Source organism: Pseudomonas sp. NPDC086112 (assembly GCF_044746425.1).
GTDB lineage: Bacteria > Pseudomonadota > Gammaproteobacteria > Pseudomonadales > Pseudomonadaceae > Aquipseudomonas.
Genome location: NZ_JBIVCD010000004.1, coordinates 164,500 through 185,309, shown reverse-complemented (window position 1 = coordinate 185,309; position 20,810 = coordinate 164,500). Strand labels below are relative to the sequence as shown.

23 protein-coding genes, 1 tRNA gene and 1 pseudogene are annotated in these 20,810 nt (G+C 55.2%); 9 read left to right on the top strand and 16 right to left on the bottom strand.

What is annotated here, in order from left to right; genetic code table 11:
• From ACIPLA_RS05060 to ACIPLA_RS05030, 7 genes and pseudogenes are all read left to right on the top strand, one after another.
• Nucleotides 1-145 (top strand): annotated as a pseudogene (locus tag ACIPLA_RS05060) (ATP-binding protein); the annotation flags it as partial.
• Between the two features lie 13 nt (nt 146-158).
• Nucleotides 159-905 (top strand): ABC transporter substrate-binding protein, encoded by a 747-nt coding sequence (locus ACIPLA_RS05055; RefSeq protein ID WP_218396933.1) that lies wholly within the window; start codon nt 159-161, stop codon nt 903-905.
• A gap of 78 nt (nt 906-983) precedes the next feature.
• Nucleotides 984-1,679, top strand: coding sequence for an ABC transporter permease (locus ACIPLA_RS05050; protein ID WP_008068748.1), 696 nt, complete (start codon nt 984-986; stop codon nt 1,677-1,679).
• Entirely contained in the window at nt 1,676-2,365 is a 690-nt protein-coding gene (locus tag ACIPLA_RS05045) for an ABC transporter permease (RefSeq protein ID WP_123498398.1), read from the top strand. The genes ACIPLA_RS05050 and ACIPLA_RS05045 overlap by 4 nt, the downstream gene beginning before the upstream one ends.
• Nucleotides 2,346-3,575, top strand: a complete 1,230-nt coding sequence (locus tag ACIPLA_RS05040) for a methyltransferase (protein WP_401172009.1) — start codon at nt 2,346-2,348, stop codon at nt 3,573-3,575. Before ACIPLA_RS05045 ends, ACIPLA_RS05040 begins: the two co-directional genes overlap by 20 nt.
• A gap of 343 nt (nt 3,576-3,918) precedes the next feature.
• Nucleotides 3,919-4,743, top strand: coding sequence for an FkbM family methyltransferase (locus ACIPLA_RS05035; RefSeq protein WP_401172006.1), 825 nt, complete (start codon nt 3,919-3,921; stop codon nt 4,741-4,743).
• 78 nt (nt 4,744-4,821) lie between these two features.
• Nucleotides 4,822-4,897, top strand: a tRNA-Thr gene (locus tag ACIPLA_RS05030).
• Between the two features lie 181 nt (nt 4,898-5,078).
• Here ACIPLA_RS05030 and ACIPLA_RS05025 read toward each other — a convergent pair.
• Nucleotides 5,079-5,720, bottom strand: coding sequence for a BRCT domain-containing protein (locus tag ACIPLA_RS05025; protein ID WP_401172065.1), 642 nt, complete (start codon nt 5,718-5,720; stop codon nt 5,079-5,081).
• 457 nt (nt 5,721-6,177) lie between these two features.
• Here ACIPLA_RS05025 and ACIPLA_RS05020 point away from each other — a divergent pair, with 457 nt between their 5' ends.
• Nucleotides 6,178-7,836 (top strand): hypothetical protein, encoded by a 1,659-nt coding sequence (locus ACIPLA_RS05020; RefSeq protein WP_401172003.1) that lies wholly within the window; start codon nt 6,178-6,180, stop codon nt 7,834-7,836.
• Between the two features lie 492 nt (nt 7,837-8,328).
• On the opposite strand, the gene ACIPLA_RS05015 is transcribed toward ACIPLA_RS05020, so the two are convergent.
• From ACIPLA_RS05015 to ACIPLA_RS04995, 5 genes are all read right to left on the bottom strand, one after another.
• Entirely contained in the window at nt 8,329-8,685 is a 357-nt protein-coding gene (locus ACIPLA_RS05015; RefSeq protein ID WP_401172000.1) for a hypothetical protein, read from the bottom strand.
• Nucleotides 8,651-9,049: a carboxymuconolactone decarboxylase family protein gene (locus ACIPLA_RS05010; protein ID WP_007939479.1), complete on the bottom strand. Its 399-nt coding sequence runs from the start codon at nt 9,047-9,049 to the stop codon at nt 8,651-8,653. Before ACIPLA_RS05010 ends, ACIPLA_RS05015 begins: the two co-directional genes overlap by 35 nt.
• Nucleotides 9,050-9,293: 244 nt before the next feature.
• Nucleotides 9,294-10,043, bottom strand: a complete 750-nt coding sequence (locus ACIPLA_RS05005; protein ID WP_401171997.1) for a hydroxypyruvate isomerase family protein — start codon at nt 10,041-10,043, stop codon at nt 9,294-9,296.
• Between the two features lie 133 nt (nt 10,044-10,176).
• Nucleotides 10,177-10,887, bottom strand: coding sequence for an SDR family NAD(P)-dependent oxidoreductase (locus ACIPLA_RS05000; RefSeq protein ID WP_401171994.1), 711 nt, complete (start codon nt 10,885-10,887; stop codon nt 10,177-10,179).
• Nucleotides 10,888-10,929: 42 nt separating this feature from the next.
• The gene (locus tag ACIPLA_RS04995; RefSeq protein WP_007897514.1) at nt 10,930-11,151 is read right to left on the bottom strand and encodes a 4-oxalocrotonate tautomerase family protein; all 222 of its coding nucleotides are present in this window, start codon (nt 11,149-11,151) and stop codon (nt 10,930-10,932) included.
• 665 nt (nt 11,152-11,816) lie between these two features.
• Here ACIPLA_RS04995 and ACIPLA_RS04990 point away from each other — a divergent pair.
• Nucleotides 11,817-12,743 (top strand): LysR family transcriptional regulator, encoded by a 927-nt coding sequence (locus ACIPLA_RS04990; RefSeq protein ID WP_218396915.1) that lies wholly within the window; start codon nt 11,817-11,819, stop codon nt 12,741-12,743.
• Here ACIPLA_RS04990 and ACIPLA_RS04985 read toward each other — a convergent pair.
• The 10 genes from ACIPLA_RS04985 to aguB form a co-directional block, all read right to left on the bottom strand.
• Entirely contained in the window at nt 12,660-12,977 is a 318-nt protein-coding gene (locus tag ACIPLA_RS04985) for an AzlD domain-containing protein (protein WP_008068739.1), read from the bottom strand. The two genes, ACIPLA_RS04990 and ACIPLA_RS04985, sit on opposite strands and share 84 nt — an antisense overlap.
• Nucleotides 12,956-13,672: an AzlC family ABC transporter permease gene (locus ACIPLA_RS04980; protein ID WP_008068738.1), complete on the bottom strand. Its 717-nt coding sequence runs from the start codon at nt 13,670-13,672 to the stop codon at nt 12,956-12,958. Before ACIPLA_RS04980 ends, ACIPLA_RS04985 begins: the two co-directional genes overlap by 22 nt.
• Nucleotides 13,669-14,082: a GNAT family N-acetyltransferase gene (locus tag ACIPLA_RS04975; protein WP_192346624.1), complete on the bottom strand. Its 414-nt coding sequence runs from the start codon at nt 14,080-14,082 to the stop codon at nt 13,669-13,671. Before ACIPLA_RS04975 ends, ACIPLA_RS04980 begins: the two co-directional genes overlap by 4 nt.
• A 46-nt stretch (nt 14,083-14,128) precedes the next feature.
• A complete protein-coding gene (locus ACIPLA_RS04970; RefSeq protein ID WP_192346604.1) occupies nt 14,129-14,875 on the bottom strand; it encodes a 2OG-Fe dioxygenase family protein in 747 nt (248 codons plus the stop codon).
• Between the two features lie 231 nt (nt 14,876-15,106).
• On the bottom strand, nt 15,107-16,393 hold the full coding sequence (locus ACIPLA_RS04965) for an OprD family porin (RefSeq protein ID WP_401171988.1): 1,287 nt from the start codon (nt 16,391-16,393) through the stop codon (nt 15,107-15,109).
• A 235-nt stretch (nt 16,394-16,628) separates the two neighbouring features.
• On the bottom strand, nt 16,629-17,024 hold the full coding sequence (locus ACIPLA_RS04960; protein ID WP_401171985.1) for a nuclear transport factor 2 family protein: 396 nt from the start codon (nt 17,022-17,024) through the stop codon (nt 16,629-16,631).
• Nucleotides 17,025-17,041: 17 nt separating this feature from the next.
• Nucleotides 17,042-17,713, bottom strand: a complete 672-nt coding sequence (locus tag ACIPLA_RS04955) for a DsbA family protein (protein WP_401171983.1) — start codon at nt 17,711-17,713, stop codon at nt 17,042-17,044.
• 356 nt (nt 17,714-18,069) lie between these two features.
• Entirely contained in the window at nt 18,070-18,282 is a 213-nt protein-coding gene (locus ACIPLA_RS04950; RefSeq protein WP_192346598.1) for a hypothetical protein, read from the bottom strand.
• Nucleotides 18,283-18,527: 245 nt separating this feature from the next.
• A complete protein-coding gene (gene aguA / locus ACIPLA_RS04945) occupies nt 18,528-19,634 on the bottom strand; it encodes an agmatine deiminase (RefSeq protein WP_401171980.1) in 1,107 nt (368 codons plus the stop codon).
• 3 nt (nt 19,635-19,637) lie between these two features.
• Nucleotides 19,638-20,516, bottom strand: coding sequence for an N-carbamoylputrescine amidase (aguB, locus tag ACIPLA_RS04940; RefSeq protein WP_401171978.1), 879 nt, complete (start codon nt 20,514-20,516; stop codon nt 19,638-19,640).
• Nucleotides 20,517-20,810 lie beyond the last annotated feature (294 nt).

Genomic DNA, 20,810 nt, shown 5'->3' with positions numbered 1-20,810 from the left:
CCATGTTTTGGGCTTTGCCCGTCAGGTTTCCAGCGTAGTGGTGTTCGTCCACCAAGGCCTGGTTGAAGAGGTTGGAACGCGAGTGGTGGTGTTCGAGAACCCGCTTTCGGCGCGCTGCAAACAATTCATGTCCAGCAACCGCTAACGGAGCTACCCGCATGCAGAACTACAAAAAAATCTTCCTGGCCGCTGCTGTCACCCTGGCCTTCAGCGCCGGTGCCGCCGCCGAGACCTTGAAGATGGGCATCGAAGCGGCCTACCCGCCGTTCAACAACAAAGATGCCAGTGGCAATGTCGTCGGCTTCGACAAAGATATCGGCGATGCCCTGTGCGCCAAGATGAAAGTCGAGTGCACCGTGGTCACCTCCGACTGGGACGGCATCATCCCGGCCTTGAACGCCAAGAAATTCGACTTCCTGATCTCCTCGATGTCGATCACTGAAGAGCGCAAGCAAGCAGTGGACTTCACCGCCCCGTACTACTCCAACAAGCTGCAGTTCATCGCACCGAAAAACGTCGACTTCAAGACCGACAAGGCTTCGTTGCAAGGCAAGGTTATCGGCGCTCAACGCGCGACCCTGGCCGGCACCTGGCTGGAAGACAACATGGAAGGTGTCGAAATCAAACTCTACGACACCCAGGAAAACGCCTACCTGGACCTGACTTCGGGTCGTCTGGACGCCATCCTGGCCGACAAGTACGTCAACTACGAATGGCTGAAAAGCGACGCCGGTCGTGCTTACGAATTCAAGGGCGATCCGGTGGAAGAAAGCGACAAGATCGGTATCGCTGTGCGCAAGAACGACCCGATCCGCGAGAAGCTGGACGCTGCGCTGAAAGAAATCGTCGCTGACGGCACCTACAAAAAGATCAACGACAAGTACTTCCCGTTCAGCATCTACTGATTCTGACCTGCCTGGCCGACGCCGTTTTCTGACGGCGCCGGTCCTTCGCATTGCCTGCCGCGATTTGAAAAGAAATCCATGATTATCGACCTCTACGGATTCGGCCCGGCGCTCGCCGCTGGTGCGCTGATGACTGTGAAACTGGCACTCTCGGCCTTGTGCCTGGGGCTGGTGCTCGGTCTGCTCGGCGCCTTGGCCAAGACTTCCCCGTACAAGCCGCTGCAATGGCTTGGCGGCACTTATTCAACCTTGGTTCGCGGCATCCCGGAATTGCTCTGGGTGCTGTTGATCTACTTCGGCACAGTCAACCTGATGCGTGCCTTGGGCGAGTTCTTCGGCAACCCCGACCTCGAACTCAACGCCTTCGCCGCCGGCGTGATTGCGCTGGGGCTGTGCTTCGGCGCCTACGCCACGGAAGTGTTTCGCGGTGCAATTCTGGCAATCCCAAAGGGTCACCGTGAAGCCGGCGTGGCCCTGGGCCTGTCGAAATTTCGCATCTTTACCCGGCTGATCATGCCGCAGATGTGGCGCATCGCCCTTCCCGGCCTGGGCAACCTGTTCATGATCCTGATGAAAGACACTGCGCTGGTCTCCGTCATCGGCCTGGAAGAAATCATGCGTCACACACAAATCGGCGTGACCATATCCAAGCAACCGTTCACCTTCTATATGGTGGCCGCCTTCATGTATCTGGGTCTGACCATTCTGGCCATGACCGGCATGCACTTTATGGAGCGACGTGCCGCTCGCGGCTTCGCGAGGAGCACCCAATGAACTGGGAAGTCATCATCAAGTGGCTGCCAAAACTGGCTCAGGGCGCGACGCTGACCCTGGAACTGGTGGCTATCGCCGTGATCGCCGGGTTGCTGCTGGCGATTCCGCTGGGCATCGCTCGTTCGTCGCGACTCTGGTACGTGCGGGCATTCCCCTACGGCTACATCTTCTTTTTCCGTGGTACACCGTTACTGGTTCAGCTGTTCCTGGTCTACTACGGCCTGGCGCAGTTCGACGCGGTGCGTAACAGCTCGATGTGGCCCTACCTACGCAGTCCGTTCTGGTGCGCCACGGCGACCATGACCCTGCACACCGCGGCCTATATCGCCGAGATCCTGCGCGGCGCGATCCAGGCCATTCCACCGGGCGAGATTGAAGCGGCGCGGGCGCTGGGCATGTCCCGGGCCAAAGCGCTGTTCTACATCATGCTGCCGCGTGCGGCGCGCATCGGCCTGCCGGCCTACAGCAACGAAGTGATCCTGATGCTCAAGGCCAGTGCCCTGGCCAGCACCGTGACCTTGCTGGAATTAACCGGCATGGCTCGCACCATCATCGCCCGCACCTACTTGCCGGTGGAGATCTTCTTCGCCGCGGGCATGTTCTATCTGCTGATGGCTTACGTGCTGGTTCGTGGCTTCAAGCTGCTGGAGCGCTGGCTGCGCGTCGATGCCTGCCAAGGGCGTTGATTCCTGCGTGCTGACGGGCGAGGCCCTGCTCGCCCGTTTCACCGCGCTGGATGCTTTTCTGATCGAGCATCAAGCGCTATGGAAACCTCGACCGTTTACCCACCTGCAACTGCCTTGGGAAGCGTCCTACCCGGAGTTGGCGCTTTGGCTACGCGGACGGTCACTGGAGGATGCGGAAAGCAGTCATAACCAACCTTGTTTGCTTGATGCGCCGGAGCCATTTGCCTCATTGGCGGCGATGTCTGCTGACCTGAGCACGGTGTGTGAATTACCAGCTCGTACACTTGAAGCGGCAGGTCATCGATTGAATGTGGATGTGCCGGGACGCAAATGGCAGCAGATTGAAGCGTTCGCCGGTCGCCTGCAGTTTGCTCATGCACCGACGCATTGGCTGGATTGGTGTTCGGGCAAGGGCCATTTGGGGCGGCGTCTGCTGCAAACCGGGCAACAACTGACGTGCCTGGAGTTCGACCCGGCGCTCGTCGCCAGCGGCCAGGCACTCAGCCAGCGTCATCAGTTGCATGCGCTGCATGTCGAGCAGGATGTGCTCGCGCCAGGCACAGCCTCCTTATTGAAAGCCGATCACACGCCCGTAGCGCTGCACGCCTGCGGTGATCTGCATGTGCGGCTGATCCAGCTCGCCAGCGCCGCCGGTTGCAAACAACTGGCCATCGCACCGTGCTGCTACAACCGGATCAGTCTGGACACCTATCAGCCGCTTTCCTGTGCGGCTGAGCGCTCCGACCTACGCCTCTCCCTTGATGATCTTGCGCTGCCGATGAGCGAAACCGTCACCGCCGGCGCTCGCGTCCGACGCCAGCGCGACACCTCCATGGCCCGGCGTCTGGCGTTCGACTTGCTGCAACGGCAACTGCGCGGCGTCGACGAATACCTGCCAACCCCTTCCCTGCCCAGCGCCTGGCTGGACAAGCCTTTCGCCGATTACTGCCGCGATCTGGCAGCACTCAAAGACTTATCCACAGTTGGTGCCCCAGATTGGACTACACTCGAAACCGCCGGTTGGCAGCGATTGGCTGAAGTCCGCAATCTGGAGCTGCTGCGAGGCCTTTTCCGACGGCCGCTGGAGCTGTGGCTGGTACTTGATCGGGCACTTTTCCTCATTGAACAGGGTTACGCCGTTCGTCTCGGCACCTTCTGTAAAACTCCACTCACGCCGCGCAATTTCCTACTCCTGGCAGAACGTCCTTAAATAGCCACAGCCTGTGGATAACTCTGTTGATGGAATTATCGTGGATCCAATATCCGCGCCGTTTTACGCCTTAAACACTGCTGGTCATTTTTTGTTCACACAAATAAAAAACCCGCAAAACAGGCATTTGCGGACAAATGAGAACGAGTCTACAAAATCGTAATGAACAGGCAATCGCCCCTAGCCCATTGTGCATAAGCATTTCATCAAAACGACATAACCGCCGAACACCGGACATCCAGAGCGGAAAATTGCACCTTGCAACGTCCCTTGCTATACACGCATACAAGGACGCCGACAGTGCGGACATGAACAAGAAAAATCTGACCGACAGGATGCGACCGTGACGTTCATTTCTTACGCCCAGAATTTCGAAGACATCCGCCTGTGGCGCGCCCTCAAGTACGTCGAAAATGGCTTCTATATCGATATCGGGGCCAACCACCCCACCCAAGACTCCGTCACCAAGGCCTTCTATGACCGCGGCTGGACCGGCATCAACGTCGAACCCATGCCAAATTATTACGACGCCCTGTGCGAGCAACGCCCCAACGACATCAACCTGCAATGCGTGGCCGGCGAAAGTGCCGACGACCTGACCTTCTACGGCATCGCCGGCACCGGCCTGTCGACCCTTGACCCGGCCCTGGCCCAGCAACACAAAGACGCCGGCATGGACGTGCGCAGCCAAACCGTCAGATCCCGCACCCTGGCCTCCATCTGCGAACAACACGCCGGGATCCGTCCGATTCACTTCTTGAAGATCGACGTCGAAGGCCACGAAGAAACCGTCCTGCGCGGCATGGACTTCACCCGATGGCGACCGTGGATCATCCTCATCGAAACCCCATGGGAACGCGACCAGACCTGGGAAACCCTCGTCACCGGCGCCGGCTACCAGTCCATCCTGTTCGACGGCATCAACACTTACTACCTCGCCGAAGAACACCTGGCCCTCAAACCCGCCTTCGACATCCCGCCCTGCAACCTGGACGAATTCCAGTTCTGCCGCGGCCACAACTTCAGCCACCCCATCACCGACGCTGAAAACCACCTCGCCGCCGCCCTGCAACGCGCCGAACACGCCGAAGCGCAGTTGCGGGCGATGCAAAACAGCCGAGCCTGGCGTGCCCTGCAGAAACTCAAGAAAGTGCTGGTTCGCGCCTGACCAAACGCCTGCGTAAAAATAGTCTGAATTCAGGGGTTTACAGAACCAACCCAATCGCTATAATCGTCGCCCTAACATGCCGGTATAGCTCAGTTGGTAGAGCAACTGACTTGTAATCAGTAGGTCCCGGGTTCGACTCCTGGTGCCGGCACCATACAAAACAAAGCCCTCGCAGAAATGCGAGGGCTTTGTTGTTTCTGGAACGTCCAATTTTTGTCGACACATTGGAAACCTGTGGGAGCGAGCCTGCTCGCGATGAGGCCGTCAAACCCACCGACGATCTGCTGGCCAAGACAAAGGGCTGCCTTCCCCAAAACACCAACAACGAAGCAACCTCAACCAAACAGCATCCTTTGCCAGTGATCCTCTCCCACAATGGCAATCGAAGCTCCCGCCTCCCGCAACTCCACCGCCTTCATGATCTTCGTTCCATAAGTACTGTGGCGCCACTGCTCATTGCCCACACTACCGACCACCAGGTAATGCACCTTCTTACTCACATTGCCGCCAATCAAACCACCTCGTTCTTCGACCAGCGCCTGACAATCCTTACGTGGCCCAAAAGCCATAACACCTGTAAATACAAACATCCGGCCATTCCACACCAAATCAGGGGCCGGTAAATTGAAGGGAAGATCCGTAGGAGCAACGGCAACAGCACCCCCGACCTTCGCTCCCTCAATACCCACTCCAGAAAAACCACGCAGGATGTTAAGCAGCTCCAGGGACTCATCCTTGTCTAGAGCATCGTCCTGAAGCATGCACGCCAAACGTGAATACAGCAGATTGATTACCGGATCATTCAGATGCGCGAGATTGTTTTCCAACCATTGCTTTAGAAAAACCGCTTCTGTGATGTTCACAACACCGTCGGCCGTAATCCCAGCGGCCAACCCGACCAAGGCATCGGCGGCGCGTCGATCGATTCGGGCGCGGTTGAAGAATTTGCTGTTCTCGAACTCGTTATGTAGATCCATTACGGTTTTTCCTTTGAGGTGGGTACTGGTTCGATACCGAAGCATCAGCGGATAGATGTTGTGTTCAACGCTAGCACCACTGCGCGCAGACACCCCGTTTTTAGCCAGGAAAATAGATCCGTCCCCTATTCCGTGGAAGCGCTGCTCGACCGTCATAGTGGCGAATCGGAAAAGGGGACACCCATTAACCTTGACTTGAGACCGGCTAATGGGTGTCCACTTTTTCACGCCCCCGAAAAACCCGCCCTTTGGCGGTTTTTTTCGTTCATCGCTGTCTGTCGCTTATAGGCGGAGGGCGGGATCGACACAAAGCTATCTGCAGTACCCCACTCAATCGGCCCAATGCACTCAGCTGCGTGGCTGCACCAATCCCTTGATATCGCCGAAAAAATAATGGCATATTGCCTACAGACGCATCTAGGGAACGCCTACCCGAGCCAGTACATGGACGATAAAAATGACAACATACTTTGAAAATACTATTTCGAAAATTTATGGCGATAAAGACGATTTTATAATAATAGGACTGACTGGTCAGACAGGAAGTGGATGCTCAACCGTAGCAAGCATACTTTCAAAAAAGCAAGATCAGATAAAGCACTCCTTATACAAAGGAGGCTCACCAAATGACAACACTCAAAGAAAACAAAAAATTATTTATAAATGCTTTGAAAAAACCTGGACTCCTTTTATTTCAATTCAAGCTAGCTCAATCCTAACATTGTTGCTCAGCGAAAAAAGCATCGAAGATACTGCAAGATTTATAGGAGGCGTCGCCGGACTTACTGACGATCTGCAGACAAAAATCATAGAAAACATAAAGGTTATAAAAGACACGCACACCAACCTAAACCATCAAGATGTTGATTCGCTCAGAGTTTTTTACACTGAATTCCTACCAAACCAGAACAATGAACTAAAAAAACAAATTGGCGGAGCAGGATATGTCGCACTATTTCAAACAGTCGGTAACAATGTCCGAAATTCTGGCAACCCAACCTCGAACGAGGTAATTGGGGGAAACTTCTTTTCTCTAGCCGAACGAATCAACAAAATAATTAAAGAGATACGTAAGGCCAGAAATAGAGGTGAGCGGACATTCATCGTAATAGACGCGATCCGCAATCCATTTGAAGCAATATACTTCCAAGATAGATACTCATCATTTTATTTAATGGCCGTTTCCTGTGAAGATGACCAGCGTAAATCCCGACTCAGAGCATTGGGATATACGGACACCCAAATAAAAGCGATGGACGATGAAGAATACGGCGATAGAAAGCTAACCGACAAATCAACTTACATAAAGCAGGATATCCAAGCCTGCCTGCAACGTTCCGACCTATATATTAGCAATCCAAACTCAACCAATACAGTTTCACACTTCAGCTTACTAGCAAATCAAATCATAACGTTCGTTTGCCTTATGGTTCGCCCAGGGCTAATAACACCCACGCCTTTAGAAAGATGCATGCAAATTGCTTACACCGCAAAACTGAACTCAGGTTGCATTTCCAGGCAGGTCGGAGCAGTAGTAACGGATAAAAATTTCTCAGTCCAGTCCGTAGGATGGAATGACACTCCTTTTGGGCAGGTACCTTGCAGTTTAAGAAACAGGTTTGATCTAGTGAGTGGAAACGATCAAGAAGCATACTCCGAATACGAAAAGTCGAATATTCAATACATCGCTAGATTTACCCAAGAAAGCGAAAAATACCTGAAAATTGAAAACACAGGAAGAAATGTTTCTTACTGCTTTAAAAGCGAATATAACGACTTGATAGGAGAAAAAAACCAAGTACACACTCGTTCACTACATGCAGAAGAAAATGCATTTTTACAAATATCTAAATATGGTGGTAGGGGCATAGAAAACGGGAAGCTGTTCACAACCGCAAGCCCTTGCGAACTTTGCTCAAAAAAAGCATATCAGTTGGGCGTAAAAGAAATTTATTACATAGATCCTTACCCAGGTATTGCAATGACTCACATCCTCATGGGTGGAACCAACAATCCAGAACTAATTCTTTTTTCAGGAGCTATTGGGAAAGCATTTCATAATCTTTACTCGTCAAAAATGCCTTACAAAGACGAGCTGAATGCTCTATCACTTTAAACCATACGTATAGCCTTAGATAACTATGCCCAGAGAGGCTTGCATTTATACCCATAGGGTCCGGATTCGATTCCACTGAGCGCCATAACTAACTGATTTATTTATAGTTACCAGTTGGGGTACGCTGAATTTTCTACCGAATTCCAGACCCGTAGAAAACCTGGCCTAGATGAAACCTACCGTTCGTCTGGTGCCGCACCATACAAAACAAAGCCCTCGCAGAAATGCGAGGGCTTTGTTGTTTCTGGGGTTGGAGAATCTGCTTCCACCCGACCTTGATAGCCCCACCAAATTCGCCTGCGCGCCTGCCATTACACATTCGCTTCAGCATGACGTTGACGAGCGACTGCACCCACCTGAAATGCACACCAATACACCCGCCAAGCCTAGGTTGACGTCGTCAGCATGCTCAAATCGTGCGGGTCTTTTTTGCTCGAACCAGGGATACGACGATTTCCATCTGGGAAAATAAAGTTGTCCCTTTTCCACTTCTCAGAGGTTGTTGTTCCCAGATGCCGCTCCTGCGTGGGGCCCTTTGCCGAGCAAGGGGGCGGTTTCCACTTCCAGCATCAGAAGCACCATTTCCGTCAACTCGGCGTCGGACTTCTGTCCGGCATAGAGGTCATGGAGTGCTTTGGCGAAGGGGATGCGCAGGTCTTGGTTTTCTTCGCGGGCGGTATCGCTGTATTGCATTAGTTCGCTGATGGCTCGCAGCACAGCCGCTTGCCACCGAGCGGTGGTCCTAAGACCATCGCTGGTGATTGCAATCAACTTATCCTTCGTCAGTTGGCGAAGGGCAGGTTCGCGCAACGGCTTAAGCGGCTTTGGGTTGCGAGTGATCTTTGACATACCGGACGATACTCAGCGTTTCCTGCCGGAACTGCTCGTAATCGATCTGCTGGGCGTTAATAAAGGTGCTGCCCATCATGGTCAGCGAGCCCATAAAGCTGGCTTCGGAAATTTCCTCATCGCTCGCGCCAAACAAGCGCGCGGCTTCGGTATGGAACAGGGCGCAATACTTGCAACGGGTCGCCCCGGACACCGCCAGACCTATCAACTCCTTGTACTTATTAGGAATCTTGGTATCTGCCAGCCAGAAGTCCCGGGCCACGCCCCAGAATCCGATCGCTCCGCCTTCCGGCATCTGCTTGATCCACTCCGGTACCAGACCCAGGGTCTGCTCAATTTCCTGATAGGTATCACGAATGGCCATTTGACACCTCCTTACCTCTGGAGAGACATCTGCTACAGAGATACAACTAGTTTAGTTCGCTGGCGGCCATGCCGGAGCCGGCAGCAGCACGACTCCAGCAATGAATTCTTAAACATCGTAGAAACAACAGGATGGATTTAGTTTTTTTGGACGCAATGACGTACCACTAAGAACCTGAAGTTATAGAACTTGGCGGGTTTGCTCTGAACGCTCGTAGATGCGAATCCCGTCCGCATCGCAAGCGCTAAGCACTTAGCTGTTTAATCCAGTCAAGGCTCGCAACAGTGGCACCGGAAGGACGGTATTCACAGCCGATCCATCCTGGATACCCACGCTGCTCCAGCGCCGCGAACAAGGCAGCAAAGTCGATGCTCCCCGTTCCCGGTTCGTGACGCCCCGGGCAGTCGGCAATTTGCACATGGACTGTTCTGTCATAAAACCGAGCCAGAACATCTGCCGCATCTCCGGTCAAAAGCTGGGCATGGTAAAGATCGAGAATCAGCCCGACACTCGGGAAGGTCTCCAGCACCTGTTGCGCCTTGCTGAAGTCAGACATGTAATAGCCCGGCATCTCTTGCGTACAAATTACTTCGATAAGCGGCCGCAATCCCTGATCCTCGAAGTACTTGACGGCATACTCCAGGTTGCCTCCGAAGATAGGTCCTGCGTCATCCTGCGTCGTAACACCAGACATGATGTGGACATTCGAACATGCCAGCGCCTTTGCATAGCGGGCGGCCTGGAGCAAACCGTGGCGAAACTCTTCTTCCTTGCCCTGCAAGGCAGCGATGCCTTTGGTAACGCCCGCCGGTGCGGCGAACTGAATCAACGGCAGACTGTATTGCGCCAGGTGGTCTGCCAGGAGGCTCGCGTCGAATTCATAGGGCGACGGGAACTCCACTGCCCGAAAACCCGCTGCGGCGGCGGCTTCGATGCGTTGCAGAAAAGGCAATTCATTGAATTGGAAACCGAGATGAGCGTTGAACTTGAGCATTAGATAAATATCCATCCTTGGGAAGAAATGAAATCATCAGCCTGGAGCATCCTTCGCTGCTCCAGCACTGCATCAAAACAAAGCCCTCGCAGCAATGCGAGGGCTTTGTTGCTTCTGGGGTGTAAATCAGGTCTCAGTGACCGGCACTCTGCCCGCCATCAACATGCAGAATCTCCCCGGTGACAAAGTTGGCGCTGTCCAGATACACCACAGCCTGAGCAATGTCGCTGATCTCCCCCATGCGCCCAACCGGATGCAAACTCCCCAGCGCTTCATGGGTTTCTTCACCATGCATCGGCGTCTTGATGATGCCCGGGGAAACCGCATTCACCCGAATGCCACGCTTGGCGTACTCAATGGCCAAGGATTTGGTCGCCGCGTTCAACCCACCTTTGGTCAATGAGGCCAACACCGACGGCACACCGTCAATCGCGTGGTCCACCAGGCTGGTGGTGATGTTGACGATGTGGCCGCTGCCCTGTTTTTCCATCTCGGTGATCGCGAGTTGGGTGATGTAGAAGAAACCATTCAGGTTCACCGACAGCACCGCGGCATAGTCCTCAGGGGTGTAGGCAGTGAATGGCTTGGCGATGAAGATCCCGGCGTTGTTGACCAAGGTGTCGATACGGCCGAAACGTTCGATCGTTTCACGGATGACTCGCTGGGCGATCGCCGGGTCGCCGATGTCGCCGGCAACGGTAAGGATGTCCGGGTCGGTGGATGGTTGGATCGAACGCGAAGTGGCGACAATCCGGTAATCGAGATCACGGAAGGCCTTGACCATGCCTGCGCCGAGACCTTGAGAGGCGCCAGTAATAACGATGACTTTTTTCGAATTGCTCATGATGAACCCTCTACTACTGAATGATGGTTTTGACGGACGCGGTCATGACTGCCCCTGCGCTTCAGCCAGTTGCTTGCGGTATTGGGTAGTGGTGATCCCGGCATAGCCCCAGTTATCGGTGTCGACTTCTTCGATCACGATGTGGGTCAGGTCCGGACGTTTGTTGAGGACGCGTTCCAGGGTTTCAGTGATTTCGGCGATCACCTGAGCTTTCTGCTCGGAGGTAACGCCATCGCGGGTGATGCGTACGCTTACGAAAGGCATGAGGAATCTCCAGTGGCCCTCTCATCGGGATGATGGGGAGGCGTTGGAGAGGAATGTATGAGGTTGGGTCAGGGGGATAAAGGTGGGGACGGGAACATCATTAGTGACGTGGTGTAATGAGTTGCCGGGAACACATCATCATGCGCAGACTATTGGGAAAAGAGATTTCCGCCCCCCAAAAAAGACGCCGACACACGGTCAAATACACCCGTTGACACCCGCGTCACACGAGAAGAAAATTTAATCGAGAGCGCGAAACCGACTGCCTTCAGGTGGCGATAGTCGATGTAGGAGCCCCGTTGATGACCTGAAAATCAGCGCTCGGGTAAACCTCTCCTCCCCTGCTTGAGGGAGCACAATATCAAGCACCTATTCACGAAAGCAGCCTGATCAGGCTGCTTTTTTTTGCCTTGGAAAAAGGTTTAGCTGCTGCCAAAAAACGCCCACACCTCCCCCCATCCGGGCCTTTTTTGCCCCCTGATCACCTACCTGCCACCAAAACCCCGATCCTGTGTAAGCCTCAAACCATCGGACGCAGAATCATTTCGCTACTAAACTCGGGACAAGCATGCTCAGGTGCAGGATCATAGCCAGCACGCGACCGACGCCCACCCGGCGGCCAGGTACACAACAATAGCCAGCCCACTTTAGAGGGCATTACCCAAATGGATAGCAGAACCTTACGTAACCTCATGCGCATTGTGCAGACCGGCTCATTGTCGGCGGCGGCAGAGCATTCCTGTTTGACCGTGCAGGCATTGGCCGCGCAGTTGAACAAGGTTGAAGAGCAGTTCGGTTTTCGGTTGTTTCGTCGCTCCAACAAGGGGCTGACCCTGACAACGCAGGGCACGGAGCTCACGCCCTACATGGACAAAGTGTTGGTCGCCACGCGGCAACTGGAAGAAAAAGTCGCCGCGCTCAAAGTGCCTGGGCAGCGCACGCTCAAGGTTGCGCTTAACACCACGCTCTCGGCCGACTTCAACCGGCGAATGATCGGACGCCTCATTGAGGTGTTTCCTGATTATCAACTGGAATTCAGCTACGCCGAGTCGATGGAAAACCTCAGCAAGTTGAAGAATGAGGATTTCGACCTGGCCGTGCTGATCGGCCCGCAACAACCGGGGTTACCCAGCATTGCCCTGCCCCATGTACAGGTGCAGGTGGTCGGTGCTCATTGCGGACAGGAAAACGATCCGCTGATGCTGCTCGGCAATAAGTTTCAGGTTCGTCCTGCCGATGATTGTCCGTATTCCCACAGCTTCTTGCGTTTTCTCGACGCCGGCCTTGGTAATTACGAGTCAGGCAAGCGGATGATCTATTCCTGCAGCGAGACCCTGACCCTGTCGTTGATCACACAAATGGACGGCCTTGGCATGGTTTCCCGTGAAGCGGCGCTGCGTAACGGCCTGACCATTTTCCCGGGTTTCGAGGATTCCCTCGAAGTGCGGTTGGCGGTCAATAATCCCGAGTTGTCGGGTCAGGCCTTGAACGACGTGGTCGCTCTGTCGCTACATGAACGACCCGAGCGCAATGTACGCAGCCGTCCCAACCGCCACACTGAGAAAGAGGTTTTTGCTGAAATACGCACATAACAACGTCGGAATCGCTGCATAGAATTCCGGGCGATCGAGCTGCACCTGCTGATCCTTGATCAACAGCGGCGTAAGGCTGATTGCAGCGACGATCGCCACCGGCAGGTATTCCAGCGCCCTGGCGACGAAGGGCGGCCAATGGTCGGTGTTCACTTGCAGCGGCAATGCACGCGGCAGGAACGTCACGGCCATCATTAGCACGACGACCAGGATCAGGAACGTTTGGTCAGGCATACACCCACCCCGCAGCCCACGAATGTGGCGATGAATACGTTGAAGGGTGAGCTGCCGATCAGGCTCAGGACACCCATGCAGGCGACCGCGGCCAGTGCGGCGATCAGTTTATTGCGGGTGTTGCACAGCGATACCAGCACGTAGAGCATCATCGCGGTCAGCGCATAGTCGAGCTGATATTTGATCAGGTGCGCCGCGTACTGCGCGCAGATTGCTCCCAGCAAACCACCCAGTACCCACGACGTGTGGCAATACAGATTGAAGCCAATCAGATAACGCACATTGACCGGCGTGCCCTTGCCCAGTTTGACGCTGTGGAAGGCGAACGATTCATCGGTCAGCCCGCCGGCATAACACCAGCGCTCGAGACGACTGAGCCCCATCGCCTGCAAGGCCTTGGCCATGTAGACCGACATCAGCATGTGCCGCGCATTGATCAGAAACGTAGTGAGGATGATGGTGGTCAGCGACGCGCCGCTGGAGATCAGCGCCAGGGCGGCGAACTGCGAGGCACCGGCGTAGACGAACAGGCACATCGCGACCGGCAGCCACACGGGCAATCCGGCATTGACGGCCATCAAACCGAACACAAACGACACCGTGAAGTAGCCCGCAATAACCGGGCTGGCTTCAGCAAACGTGCGCGAGGGCTGGGGCTCGACCATCAGCGGCTGGCTGCTGGACGTCTCATTCATAAGTCCCTCTCAAAGGTCGTTTCGCCACGCGGCTCGCAAAAGCCCTGGGCACTCCAAAAACGTTTGCCGGCAAGGTTAGCATCGTCGACGAACAGGAACATCCGCAGCACACCGACCCGTTTCATGTCTGCCGACGCCGCTTCCACCAGGCGCTGACCGACGCCCTGGCTGCGATACACCGGGCTCACCGCCAAGTGATTGATGGTGCCACGGCTGCCGAGCATGCCGCCCAACACCGCGCCGACTACTTCGCCACGGATATCGAGCGCGAGGAACGCAGCAGTGGTTTTTTGCACCAACACACCGCGCAGGCATTTGGCGTCCTGCCATTCACAGAACGACACTTCTTCGAATTGCCGAAAGAAGCACTCCAGGCGCTGGGCATCCTTGGCCGTCGCGCGCTGCAGCATCACCGGTGCAGGGCACTCAGCGATGTGCAACATGGGGTCTAGCTGTTCAGCGAACAATGTCAAAAGCGGTCCCGGGCCGCGAGAAGGAAATGGCCAGAATCTGCCGATAGGCCATTTCGTGAGCGTGGGTGTTGCGTGCCGGTGTCACGTAGTGACGCATGTCGCGATCGAGGAAGTAGGTGGTGTCGAGGATTTCCAGATAGGTCGTCGCCGCCAATTGTTCCTCTTGGGGCGAATACAAACGGCTCTCCGCCCCATCCACGTTATTGCGACCCCAGAAATGCACACCGCTGAACGGATAACCGTCGCAATGAATACCTTCAGGGGTAATTTCCAGTTGCTTGCCTGGCTTGATTTCGATGCGGATCTGATGGATCTGGCATTGCCAGATTTCGTCGTGCAACTCCGGCGGCAATACGTTCTTGTACACCTCGAAATCCGCATCGATGAGGCTGCGCATCACCGGCGAATTGATGACTTCGTTGGAGAAATCCTGGAAGTGCCGCTCCAGTCCGCCGACGTAGCTGTTGTTGGCCTTCGATTGCACGTAGGCGCGGTGTTCCAGCTGCGTCAAGTCACGGGTGACCGGGTTGTATTCGAAATCGCTGTAACGACGGAAACGCATGCCCGCATCGGCCTGGCCGTAATAACTGTCCGGCTCCATGCTTTCCCAACTTTTGGTCAATCTGACGAAGTCGGAAAAATGACCGAACAGATTAAAGTCAGCTCCCTGGACGTTGACATATTTGTCGCGCCGTAGCGATTCGCCAACTTCTCTGTTTAAAACGATCATTACTAGGTCTCCGCTGCATTTAGCGGCTTAATCTAGTAGGTGCAGGATTTGCGGCCCATGAGAAAGAATTTCAGGCATATCAAGCGTTGATTGAAACGCAGTATGAAGTTGCTTTAATTCGACTTTCCGCGATCGAAAACAGCCATTTTTTGTATTTCCCTACGGTCATGAGGCGAAAAAAACCCTGAACCAGTCAGGGTTTTTATCGAGTCTGAACAACTCAGCCAATCATCAGAAGATGTTGATCGGGTAATCCACGAATACGCGCAGTTCGTTGCCGCTGACGTTGTACTCGCTGGATTTGTGCGACACGCGCAGGATCGAGCTGCGTACCTTCACGCTCAGGTCTTTGGCCGGGCCACTTTGCACGACGTACTTGAACTGGTTGAAGATCTCGCGCTCGGTGCCGCCTTCGCTGGTGGAGGTGGTGATGTTGTCACCGCGCACGTAGGCAACGTTGTAGCTCAGGCCAGGAACGCCGAATGCGCTGAAGTCCAGACCGTAGCCCAACTGCCAGCTGCGTTCGTCTTCAGCGTTGAAGTCAGACCAGTAGGAATTCGCCAGATAGATGGTGTTGCCACCGTCGCCGACGCGACCTTGATCCTTCTGGTAGCCACCGTAGGCGTAACCCAGGTTGCTGTCGCCGGTACTGCGCTGGTGAGCGAGAGTGAACGAATGCGGGCCGGTGGCGAAGGTCGCTGCCAGGCTCCAGATCTTGTTGTCGTCGCCGGTAGCACCGCTTTCACGGACGTAGGAATCGTCCAGCTTGGTGCGGTAGCCGTTGAAGTCCAGCGTCAGGGACTGATCCTTGTCGATCGGGAACACGTAGTTGGCGTTCACGTACTGTTTCTTCAGCACGTCTTCGACGTCGGACGCGTACAGCGCGGCCTTGAACTGTTCGGTGAACTGGTAACTACCGCCCAACACGTTGATCGACTTCAAGCCACCGCTGTCACGGCCTTCAGCACTTTTGCGCGATTCGGCGGTGAAGCGACCGGCGTTCAGTTCCAGGCCTTTGATCTCCTTGGAGGTGATCAAAGTGCCGGTGTAGCTTTCTGGCAGCAGGCGCGAGTTGTCGTAGTTCAGCACCGGCAGGGCCGGCATCTGGTCGCCATAGGTCAGCGTGGTGCTGGAGAGACGGAACTTGACGGCCGCGCCACCCTTCGACAGGTCGTCAGCCGCGTTGCCGCTGTCGCCCTGTTTGAAAAAGTCGATACCACCGGCGCCGCTGCGGCCTTTGCCGCCATCCAGACGCAGTGCGTACAGACCGAAAGCATCCACACCCACACCAACGGTGCCTTGGGTGAAGCCGGACGAGAAAGTACCGATCGCCGCTTGGCCCCACTCGGCTTTGTCCTGTCGGCCGTCCTTGTAGTCACGATTGATGTAGGCGTTGCGCAGCAGCACTTTGAGGCTGCTGTCTTCAACAAAACCCTTGGATTCGGCCTGGTCGTTAGCCATAGCCTGAGTGGCGCTCAACATCCCCAATGCGATCAGGCTGATTCGCTTGTTCAACATGTTATTTTCCTTATTACGGGTTGATACGCGCTGTGTCGAACCACTGAAATGGCGCTATCGCGCTCTTTTTTCACCCAAAAACAAAAAGGCCCGCCCACGAAAATTCGCGGCGGGCCTTTTATTGTTTTGTGAGTCATGGCGGTTAGCCACAGGCGTGGGGCGCATCCTATCTGCGCCCTTAATAAGGTGTCAATTTCAGGAATCGTCTGTGAATAGGCGAAAATCGTCTAAGAAATCACTTGTCAGCGATAGCCAATTGCACGGTGTGGCTGTCGACGAATTGTTCGAAATGCGTGACTTTGCCCTCGGCCAGGGTCCACAAGTGAGCGACCCGAGCATTCATCGGGCGCCCGGTGGCTTTGTAGATTCCGCTGTAATTGCCGTAGGCAAACACCTTGTCGCCCTGTGCGACGTAGTGCTCGACCTTGAACTGAAAATCTTCCCACTCGGTGGCCAGGCGCTTGAACACGTTTTCGACGATAGCGTCGAAACCGACATAGGTCCCGGCGTACGGGAAACCTGCGGCCTCAGTCCAGCGAGCGTCATCGGCCAGTGCCGCGGCGGTATTGCGAGCGTTCTCCTGGGAGTTGGCGCCTTCGTAGGTGCTTTTAATCAGGCTCAGGTTATCCATGGTGACTCCAGGTGAATTCAATGGGCGCAGCCGTCGAGGCCACAGGTTTGAAACGCGGATGAAGACTCTTTCGCCGCAAACGACTGACCCAGCCATTGGGCGAAGGCTTGCGGCTTGCCGAGCCAAGGGCCGATGTCGACCAGGGTGAGCTGGCCATCCTGTTCCAGCGCAAAAGTCGGAAAACCCTGTCCACCGACCTTGGCCAGGAGTGCGCGGCTGTCCTTGATATGGCGCTCGGTGTCAGCTTCATTAAATGCCTGTTGGAACGCCTCGGGTTCAAGGCCGGTCTGTGTGGCGAGTTCCAGCAGCACGGCGTTATCAGCGATACGTCGACCTTCCACGTAATGAGCCGTCTGCAAACGCCCCAGCAATGCTAGCCCGCGGCCAGCGATCTGCTCGGCTGCCAGCACAGCGGCAATCGGCGGCGCGGAATCGAACACTGCCGTCTCATCGCGCAGCAAACCTTCAAAATACGCCTCACCAAACGGCTGGCCGGTGTACTCGGCGATGCGTCGGTCATGGGGCATGACGTAATTGCGCAGTTGTGACGAAACGGTCTGGCGGTTGGCGCCGGTCATCATGCCGCCACCGTGGGCGATTACCGGCAGAACACTTTGGGCGGCCTGCACCAGTGGCTTGGCGCCGTAACACCAGCCGCACAATGGGTCGTAAATGTAGTGAAGGATCATGGGAAGACTCCGGCAACAAAGTAGGAAAACTCAATGCCGGCAGGTTAATCCCCAGACAGTTTCGGAAAAACGCTGGAATGGCTTTCAGTCTGTTTCATGAATCGGTCGAATACTTTCTGTTTCCGCCAGGTTATGGCCGATGTGATCGGAACCTATATCTTCTAAACAATGCAAAACCTTGTGGGAGCGGGCTTGCTCGCGAAGGGGCCATCATGTTCAACATCTTCATTGACTGGCATATCGCTTTCGCGAGCAAGCCCGCTCCCACATTTGATCTCCAGTGTTCATAAAAATCTTCGCCCATAAAAAAGCGCCGCCTTCCCGGCAGCGCTTTTATCAATCCGTTGTTTTTCTTCTTATCCTTCCATCACATCCCACAGTGCGTCCAGTTCCGCCTCGCTGAATAAACCAGCAGGGTAGCGCTCGATCATCATCCGGCGCGGATCAGGTTCTCTGATCTGACGCGTTCCATTGGACTTCAACCATTGCGCCAAGACCTGGAGCGATTCGCTGTTAACTGCCAGGGGATGCATTGCCCGCTCGCTCACGACGTTCATTTCGGCGTTCATCTCAGCGCTCTCTCCTGGTTTGTGAGCGGCTAACTTATCCAAGGTTTATGACAGAACATCGAAGTTCTCTCCCTCCCCATGTTGCGCCATCGAAGATACAAGAGCTGTGCCAATGTTTTCGAAGTGTCGACAAGTGGATACAAAAAAGCCCGCAGTCCTGATGGGCTGCGGGCTTTCTGTGAAATAACGAGGCTAAAACGTTGCTCAATCGATTCTTCAATCAACTCAAGCTGTTACGACCTCACTCACTCCTTGTGCGGGGCGGGCTGTTGTTGGGTAAGGCAGTGGATGTTACCGCCCCCCAGTAACAGTTCGCGACCCGGCACCATGACCACTTCATGCTGCGGGAACAAAGTCTGCAAAATCTCTTTGGCCGGACCGTCCAATGGGTCGTCGAAGCTCGGCGCGATAATGCCGCCATTAACGATCAGGAAGTTCACGTAAGAGCCGGCCAGACGAACAGTCGGATTGCGTTCCTGAGTGCCATCCACCGGATCGACACCTGCGCACTCTTCTTCGGTGGCATACAGCGGCCCCGGAATCGGCATCTTGTGCACCGTGAACGGGCGCCCCTTGGCATCGGTGCTGTTTTGCAGCACGTTCATTGCCGCCTGGCAGCGCGGGTAGTTCGGGTCCTGCGGATCGTCGGTCCAGGCCAGCAGTACTTCGCCCGGACGCACGTAGCAGCAGAAGTTATCCACATGGCCGTCGGTTTCGTCGTTGAACAAACCGTCCGGCAGCCAAATGATTTTATCCACAGCCAGATTAGCGCTGAGCACCGCTTCGATTTGCGCACGGTCCATGTGCGGGTTGCGATTGCGGTTGAGCAGGCACTCTTCGGTGGTAATCAGGGTGCCTTCACCATCGACATGGATCGAGCCGCCTTCGAGCACAAAACCTTCGGTGCGGTAGCGCGGGCTGCGCTCGATTTCGAGGATCTTGCCCGCCACTTGCGAGTCACGGTTCCACGGCGAATAAAGACCACCGTCAAAACCGCCCCAGGCATTGAAGTCCCAATCCACACCACGGACTTCGCCGCGATTGTTGATGACGAACGTCGGGCCAGTATCCCGAACCCAGGCGTCATCGCTGGACATCTCTACCAAACGAATATTCGGCACGTCGAGACGGGCGCGAGCATTTTCGTACTGGCCGGCGGAAACCGCCACGGTCACCGGTTCGAAACGCGCGATGGCCTTGGCCACCGCCACGTGCGCGGCTTGCGCCGGTTTGCCGCCCAGGCGCCAGTTGTCCGGGCGCTCGGGCCAGACCATCCAGGTCTGGGTCTGTGGTGCCCATTCGGCGGGCATGTAAAAGCCGTCGGTGCGAGGGGTACTGTTCAAAGTGGTCATGGTTCAGGACTCCAGGGAACCGTCGAGGGTTTTGATCGCGCCGTACAAGTTCGGACGACGGTCGCGGAATGAGCCCCATGCGCTGCGGATATGCTCCAGCTCATTGAGGTCAAAACTGTGAACCAGAATGCCTTCTTCTGTTTCGTTCAGCTCCTGGACTTTCTCGCCAAACTGGTTGGCAATGAACGACGAGCCGTAGAAGGTAATGTCGTAACCGTCCTGCTCTTCGTTGCCGATGCGGTTGCTGGCAATCAGCGGCATCAGGTTGGCACCGGCATGGCCTTGTTGCACGCGCTGCCAATGGTCGCGGGACGAAATGGTCTTGTCGTGTGGCTCGCTGCCGATGGCGGTCGGGTAGAACAGGATTTCCGCGCCTTGCAGCGCCATGCTGCGGGCGCACTCAGGGAACCACTGATCCCAGCAGATGCCCACGCCGATTTTCGCGTAGCGGGTATTCCAGACTTTGAAGCCGGTATCGCCCGGGTTGAAGTAGTACTTTTCGTGGTAGCCAGGACCATCCGGGATATGGCTTTTACGATAAATCCCGAGGTTGCTGCCGTCGGCATCGATGATCGCGATGCTATTGAAGCGTGCGCGGCCGGCCAGCTCGTAGAAGCTGATTGGCAGAACAACCTGCAATTCTTTGGCGACCTTCTGGAAATGCTTGATGGCGACGTTGTCTTCTACCGTCGTGGCCAGCTGCAGGTAATCAGGGTTCGGTTTCTGGCAGAAGTACGGTGCCTCGAACAGCTCCTGGATCAGGATGATTTGCGCGCCTTTCGCCGCAGCCTCACGGACCAGCTTCTCAGCGGTCTCGATGTTGGCTTCAAGGTCCCAGGAACAGGCCATCTGGGTAGCGGCGACGGTAACGATACGGCTCATGAATCATCTCCTGGGCAAGTGTGAAGGTCGAGGGTGGCATCGACCGATGACAGAAAGAGGCAGCACCGGGCGTGGTTCATCCACACCGTGGGCAGTGGCGACTTTATAGCCGATAAAAATCGGCTTTTAAAGCGATAAATATTCTCTCCGTCGAAAAAACCTCACGCAAACCCGATAACAATCGAATTTCAGGTATGTCTTTATGACGCTTTCGCGGGCAAGCCTCGCTCCTACAGGTTCGTGTCGTGCGCATATTCCGCGAACGACATAGATCCGTAGGAGCGAGCGGTGCGG